Origin of the sequence: Planococcus donghaensis MPA1U2, from assembly GCF_000189395.1 — a bacterium.
Classification (GTDB): Bacteria; Bacillota; Bacilli; order Bacillales_A; family Planococcaceae; genus Planococcus; species Planococcus donghaensis_B.
Map to the genome: position 1 here is coordinate 45,228 of NZ_AEPB01000065.1, position 6,523 is coordinate 51,750.

The 6,523-nt window shown below is 41.0% G+C and carries 7 protein-coding genes; all 7 read left to right on the plus strand.

Annotated elements, in window-relative coordinates:
- Nucleotides 1-5 precede the first annotated feature (5 nt).
- The 7 genes from hslO (at nt 6) to lysS (ending at nt 6,308) form a co-directional block, all read left to right on the plus strand.
- Nucleotides 6-887, plus strand: a complete 882-nt coding sequence (hslO, locus tag GPDM_RS16225) for an Hsp33 family molecular chaperone HslO (RefSeq protein WP_008433143.1) — start codon at nt 6-8, stop codon at nt 885-887.
- Entirely contained in the window at nt 871-1,812 is a 942-nt protein-coding gene (locus GPDM_RS16230; protein ID WP_008433144.1) for a peptidyl-prolyl cis-trans isomerase, read from the plus strand. The genes hslO and GPDM_RS16230 overlap by 17 nt, the downstream gene beginning before the upstream one ends.
- Before the next feature lie 132 nt (nt 1,813-1,944).
- Entirely contained in the window at nt 1,945-2,886 is a 942-nt protein-coding gene (gene cysK / locus GPDM_RS16235) for a cysteine synthase A (RefSeq protein ID WP_008433146.1), read from the plus strand.
- 117 nt (nt 2,887-3,003) lie between these two features.
- Complete coding sequence (gene folP / locus GPDM_RS16240; protein ID WP_008433148.1) at nt 3,004-3,816, plus strand: dihydropteroate synthase; 813 nt, start codon at nt 3,004-3,006, stop codon at nt 3,814-3,816.
- Entirely contained in the window at nt 3,816-4,181 is a 366-nt protein-coding gene (folB, locus tag GPDM_RS16245; RefSeq protein ID WP_008433150.1) for a dihydroneopterin aldolase, read from the plus strand. Before folP ends, folB begins: the two co-directional genes overlap by 1 nt.
- Nucleotides 4,178-4,678, plus strand: a complete 501-nt coding sequence (folK, locus tag GPDM_RS16250; RefSeq protein WP_008433152.1) for a 2-amino-4-hydroxy-6-hydroxymethyldihydropteridine diphosphokinase — start codon at nt 4,178-4,180, stop codon at nt 4,676-4,678. The genes folB and folK overlap by 4 nt, the downstream gene beginning before the upstream one ends.
- A gap of 145 nt (nt 4,679-4,823) precedes the next feature.
- Nucleotides 4,824-6,308: a lysine--tRNA ligase gene (gene lysS, locus GPDM_RS16255; protein ID WP_008433154.1), complete on the plus strand. Its 1,485-nt coding sequence runs from the start codon at nt 4,824-4,826 to the stop codon at nt 6,306-6,308.
- Nucleotides 6,309-6,523: the final 215 nt, after the last annotated feature.

The window sequence follows — 6,523 nt, forward strand, 5'->3', positions numbered from 1 at the left end:
TAGATGTGTCAGATTATTTAGTTCGCGGCCTCGGTTTTAATGGGAGTGTCCGTGCATTTGCAGTAGATAGCACGAAAACAGTAGGAGAAGCACAACGGCGCCATATGATGTGGCCAACCGCTTCAGCCGCATTAGGAAGAGCAATGACCGGTGGTGTGATGCTCGGCGCCATGTTAAAAGGCGATGATAAAGTAACGATTAAATTTGAAGGTGGCGGACCTATTGGTGCATTACTAGTAGATAGCAATGCTAAAGGTGGCGTTCGTGGCTATGTTTCGAACCCACAAACTCATTTTGATTTAAACGAACAAGGTAAATTAGATGTTAGCCGTGCGGTGGGTACTGGTGGCATGATGTCTGTTGTGAAAGATTTAGGTATGCGCGATAATTTCACGGGTCAAACGCCGATCGTTTCAGGTGAAATTGCGGAAGACTTTACTTATTATTTTGCTACTTCAGAACAAGTGCCTTCATCAGTTGGTCTAGGTGTCTTGGTAGATACAGACAACTCAATATTGGCGGCAGGTGGATTTATCATTCAATTGATGCCAAATACAGACGATGAAACCATCACGAAAATCGAAGAACGTCTTTCAGGCATTGAACCAGTTTCTCATATGATTCAGCGTGGATTGTCGCCGGAAGAAATTCTCGAAGCAGTTCTTGGAGAAGAGAACGTCCAAATTCTTGATAAAATGCCGGTGAATTTTGAATGCAATTGTTCTAAAGGCCGTTTCGCGACAGCTATTCTTGGACTTGGAGTAAAAGAAATTCAAGACATGATCGATGAAGATGGAATGGCGGAAGCGCAATGCCATTTCTGCTTGGAAACGTATCATTATTCTAAAGAGGAACTCGAGACGTTTATCAATGAGCTCCAATTATAATAATCGGCGACCTGTGCCGCCGGCAGGTACGGTCAAGCCTAAACGACATTTAAAAACAAAACCGGTGCTAATGGTTATCGGGGTATTATTGCTGTTTAATATTTTGTGGTTTATTGCTTGGTTAATTCCGAACGATACGGGCAAAGCGGAAAAAGTCGCTTCTGTCAGTGGGGAAGCAATCACACGAGAAGAGTGGTTAGCTTCTATGGAAGAGCAGCATGGTCGTGAAGCATTACTCGAGTTAGTCAATGAAAAAGTAATGGCCACTGCGGCTCAAGATTATGGCATTGAAGTTAGTGATAAAGAAATTGATTTGGAGTTAGCGCTAGTGCGTTCTTCGCGAGATGGTACGGAAGCCGCGCTATATACAGTGGACGATGCACGTCAACGTGAAAAAATAAAAGCCCAATTAATTTTAGAAAAAGTGCTAACGAAAGACGTTGTTATTGAAAAAGAAGAGATTAAAGCGTTTTATGACGATAACGAGTCGCTTTATGATGTGAAAGATTCGTATCGTACGCGCATTATCGTATTAAATTCATCAGCCGAAGCAGAAGAGACGATCAAAGAACTTGAAAAAGGCTCTTCATTCGAAGCGACTGCTCGTGAACGATCAATTGACAGCGCAACAGGTAACCTTGGCGGAGATATTGGGTATATTTCCAATGGCGAACCTGGCGTAGATGCTAATGTTGCGAAAGCTGTTTCAAAAGTAGAAGTTGGTGGATGGTCTTCGCCACTCCCATTGGAAACCGGCAAAACGGCCATTATTTCCGTTACAGAAAAAGTGAATGGTCAAACATTTTCTTATGAAGATGTAGAAGGGCATATCAACCGCGAGCTAGCACTAGAACAATTGCCACAAGCGGTAACCCCTGAAGCATTTTGGCAAGAATTTGATGCTGAATGGTTTTACGGAGAATAACTGTTCTTAGACGTTTCATTACGAAACGTCTATTTTTTATGAATTCATGCAATTTGACAAAAGACCTGTCATATTGATAACATTAGCTTCATTAAAGTCGACAAAATTACTAGGGATTAGGAGTGTTGGAAAATGGCGCGTGTAGGAAATTCGATTACTGATTTGATTGGACAAACACCTATTGTAAAGTTGAATCGGTTAACAGGTCCTGAAGATGCAGACGTTTACTTGAAATTAGAATACTTCAACCCAGGCAGCAGTGTAAAAGATAGAATTGCGCTTGCAATGATTGAAGCGGCCGAAAAGTCCGGAGATTTAAAAGAAGGCGACACAATTATCGAACCAACAAGTGGTAATACAGGAATCGGTTTAGCGATGATCGCAGCTGCAAAAGGCTATAAATCTGTTTTGGTTATGCCCGAAACAATGAGCATGGAGCGTCGTAATTTGTTGCGTGCTTATGGCGCTGAATTGATTTTAACGCCAGGTCCAGACGGCATGAATGGTCCGAATGGTGCGATTAAAACGGCTGAGAAAAATGCAGCTGAAAACGGTTGGTTTATGCCGCAACAATTTAATAACGAAGCAAACCCTGAAGTTCACCGATTAACGACAGGTCCAGAAATCGTTGAAACAATGGGCGATCAACTAGATGCATTTGTTTCAGGAATTGGTACTGGTGGAACGATCACAGGTGCTGGCCACGTATTAAAAGAAAAGTATCCAGAAATTCGCATTGTTGCAGTAGAGCCTGCTGATTCAGCTGTCTTATCAGGTTGTAAGCCAGGACCTCACAAAATTCAAGGGATCGGGGCTGGCTTTGTTCCGGCTGTCCTCGATACCAAAGTATACGATGAGATTATTCAAGTAACGAACGATCAATCATACGATACGGCGCGACAAGCAGCTCGCGAAGAAGGTATTCTTGGAGGCGTATCTTCAGGGGCGGCCATTTACGCTGCACTTCAAGTTGCGAAACGTTTAGGTAAAGGTAAAAAAGTGTTAGCTATCATTCCATCTAATGGGGAACGCTACTTAAGCACACCGCTTTACCAATTTGATGAATCGAACTAAACGGTTGAAAAGAGCGGACATAGCGTTCGCTCTTTTTCTATGGAAACAAACCATTCAAATAAGGTAAGATGAAGGCGCGCTTAATGATACATATTCGAATGTTGGACGGTGAATTTTGTGGAAATCAATGTTAAAGATAAAACGCTTGTTATGGGCATATTAAATGTTACGCCAGATTCTTTTTCTGACGGTGGAAAGTATAGTGGAGTGGAGCAAGCGCTAACGCATGCTAAGCAAATGATCGCGGATGGTGTGGACATTATCGACGTAGGTGGTGAATCGACGCGACCAGGTCATGTGCAAATTTCAGATGAAGAAGAAATCGGACGAATTATTCCTGTAATCAAGGAGTTGCGTCAAAATTTTGATGTAATAATTTCAGTGGATACCTATAAATCACGTGTAGCAGAAGCTGCAATTGCAGCAGGTGCCCATATTATTAACGATATTTGGGGAGCTAAATACGATTCGGAGATTGCGAATGTCGCGGCAAAATGGAGCGTGCCAATCATCTTGATGCATAATCGCAACGATACGGCTTATTCAAATTTTCAAGAGGATTTATTGGAGGACCTTACTGAAAGTATTGGAATCGCGCTTTCTGCTGGAGTGCCAAAAGAAAATATCTGGCTCGATCCTGGAGTTGGATTTGTTAAATCGGTAGAGCAAAACTTGCAAGCAATCCAGTCGATTGGACGAATAGCAGAGTTGGGTTACCCGGTGCTCCTTGGTACCTCTAGAAAGTCATTCATTGGCAAGATTTTAAATACTACTGTAGAAGAGCGGTTAGAAGGATCGCTCGCGACGGTTTGCTACGGGATTAACCAAGGTTGCAATATCGTGCGCGTTCACGATGTGAAGGAAACAGTTCGCACGGTCCGGATGATGGACGCGTTAACGGGCAAACACCCATATAAGGAGGAGAAGTAATGGATTTTATTCATGTAAATGATATGGAGTTTTATGGCTATCATGGGGTATTTCCTGAAGAAACGAAATTGGGTCAGCGATTTCGTTTGACGGTTTCGTTAGCTGTAGATTTGCAGCAAGCTGGAGAAACTGACGCGCTAGAGCATACAGTACATTACGGGGAAGTTTACGAAGCGTGTCGTTCAATTGTCGAGGGAGAGCCGAAGAAATTAGTGGAAGCTGTAGCAGAAAGTGTAGCTAGTCGAATCTTATCCGACTTTCCTTTAGTGAAAGGCGTCCGCGTCCAGCTAATCAAACCAGATCCACCGATTCCTGGTCATTATAAATCGGTAGCGATTGAATTGACGCGAGGGAAGTTTGCATGAACCAAATTTATTTATCACTCGGTTCTAATATGGGCGATCGTTTTGAGATGTTGCGGCAAGCAGTATCGCAACTTTCAAAATCTCCTTCCATTACCGTTACGCGCATTTCTTCTCTCTACGAAACAGATCCTGTAGGATTTACAGAGCAGGAACCTTTTCTAAATATGGTCGTTCAGCTCGAAACGGAATTAGATGCATTCAAGTTGTTGGATGTGTGCCAGGAGATTGAACAAAATTTAAATCGCAAGCGCCTTGTTAGATGGGGACCGAGAACGATAGACCTTGATATTTTATTGTATAACCGTGATAACATAGAAAGTGATAGGCTTATTGTTCCGCATCCACGCATGGAGGAACGTGCATTCGTTATGGTGCCATTGCTTGAACTAACAGCAGAATTTAAAATAGTGAACAGCTTTGAAGCAGATGGCGTTCGTTTGTGGAAATCATATAAGGGTGTTGAAACATTTTTGCAAGACAAGCAACTAGGGTCATAAGAGAAATTCAATCTTTACTAATTAGTGGAACTTCAAGCTGTCACAAATTCGTGGCAGCTTTTTTATGTAGTATGGTAAGAAATTGTGTACAATAGAGAAATACATGAATGAGATTTAGTGTTAAACAGATAAAGGAGTGTAGGGCATGTCAGAAGAATTAAACGATCAATTAGTAGTAAGGCGTCAAAAAATGCAGAATTTCCGAGATAACGGAATGGATCCATTTGGGGGCCGTTTCGAGCGGACTCACTTATCTCAAGAAATAATTGAGCAATATGGAGAGTTCTCTAAAGAAGAGCTTGAAGAAGCATCGCATGAAGTAGTAATTGCTGGACGAGTTATGACTAAGCGTGGAAAAGGGAAAGCCGGTTTTGCGCATATTCAAGATTTAAAAGGTCAAATTCAAATTTACGTTCGTAAAGACGCTATTGGTGACGAAGCTTACGAGTTTTACAACACAGTTGACCTAGGAGATATTTTAGGGATTAAAGGAACTGTTTTTAAAACGAATGTCGGGGAATTATCGATTAAAGCAAAAGAAGTAGAATTCCTTACAAAAGCATTACGCCCATTACCGGAAAAATTCCATGGCTTAAAAGATGTAGAGCAACGTTACCGTCAGCGTTATTTAGATTTGCTAACAAGTGAAGAAAGCAAAGAGACCTTTATTCTGCGTAGTCGCATTATCCAATCTATGCGTCGTTACTTAGATAATGAGGGATTCTTGGAAGTTGAAACTCCAATGCTTCATTCAATTGCTGGAGGAGCGGCTGCAAAACCGTTTATTACACACCACAATGCGTTAGATATGGAATTGTATATCCGTATTGCGATTGAGCTTCATTTAAAACGATTAATTGTAGGTGGATTAGAAAAAGTATATGAAATTGGGCGTGTCTTCCGTAACGAAGGAATCTCAACTCGTCATAACCCTGAATTCACGATGTTAGAATTATATGAAGCTTACGCAGATTATAACGACATCATGGCACTTACAGAAAACTTAGTCGCTCATATTGCACAAGAAGTTCTGGGAACTACTACAGTACAATATGGAGAAGACCAAATTGACTTGGCTGTAGGCTGGAAGCGACTGCATATGGCTGATGCTGTTAAAGAATATACAGGCGTAGACTTCTGGAAGCATATAACTAAAGAAGAAGCTCAAGCTTTAGCGAAAGAACACGGTATTGAAATTAAATCTACGATGGAAGTCGGTCATATCTTAAATGAGTTCTTTGAGCAAAAAGTAGAAGAACAATTAGTTCAACCAACTTTTATTTATGGACATCCAGTTGAAATTTCACCGTTAGCTAAGAAGAACCCAGAAGATGAACGTTTTACGGATCGCTTTGAATTATTTATAGTACGTCGTGAACATGCTAATGCATTTACAGAGTTGAACGATCCAATTGATCAACGTCAGCGCTTTGAAGCTCAATTGGTTGAAAAAGCTGAAGGTAACGATGAAGCTCATGAAATGGACGAAGATTTCATTGAAGCTCTAGAATATGGATTGCCACCAACAGGTGGATTAGGAATTGGGATCGATCGGTTAATTATGCTGCTAACAAATTCTTCATCTATTAGAGATGTTTTATTGTTCCCGCAAATGCGTCCGAAAGAATAGAGAAGTTAAGAGGGATGCCGATTTAAAGGTCTTAAGCCTTTAAATCGGTCTTTTTTTAAAAAACACTTGTATCAAATTTTGAATGGTGCTATACTATTTCTTGTCGCGTTTTTCATAATAAAAGATGCGAAAAAGAAAAAAGAAAAAAGTTATTGACTTCTCAAAAAGAAGTTGGTAATATTGAAAAGTCGCCGTGACATTAAGCGATAAATAAC

What these genes read in the sequence shown, in the direction of transcription:
- lysS (WP_008433154.1), top strand. Translation starts at nt 4,824, where the DNA reads ATGTCAGAAGAATTAAACGATCAATTAGTAGTAAGGCGTCAAAAAATG.
- GPDM_RS16230 (WP_008433144.1), top strand. Translation starts at nt 871, where the DNA reads ATGAGCTCCAATTATAATAATCGGCGACCTGTGCCGCCGGCAGGTACG.
- folB (WP_008433150.1), top strand. Translation starts at nt 3,816, where the DNA reads ATGGATTTTATTCATGTAAATGATATGGAGTTTTATGGCTATCATGGG.
- folK (WP_008433152.1), top strand. Translation starts at nt 4,178, where the DNA reads ATGAACCAAATTTATTTATCACTCGGTTCTAATATGGGCGATCGTTTT.
- cysK (WP_008433146.1), top strand. Translation starts at nt 1,945, where the DNA reads ATGGCGCGTGTAGGAAATTCGATTACTGATTTGATTGGACAAACACCT.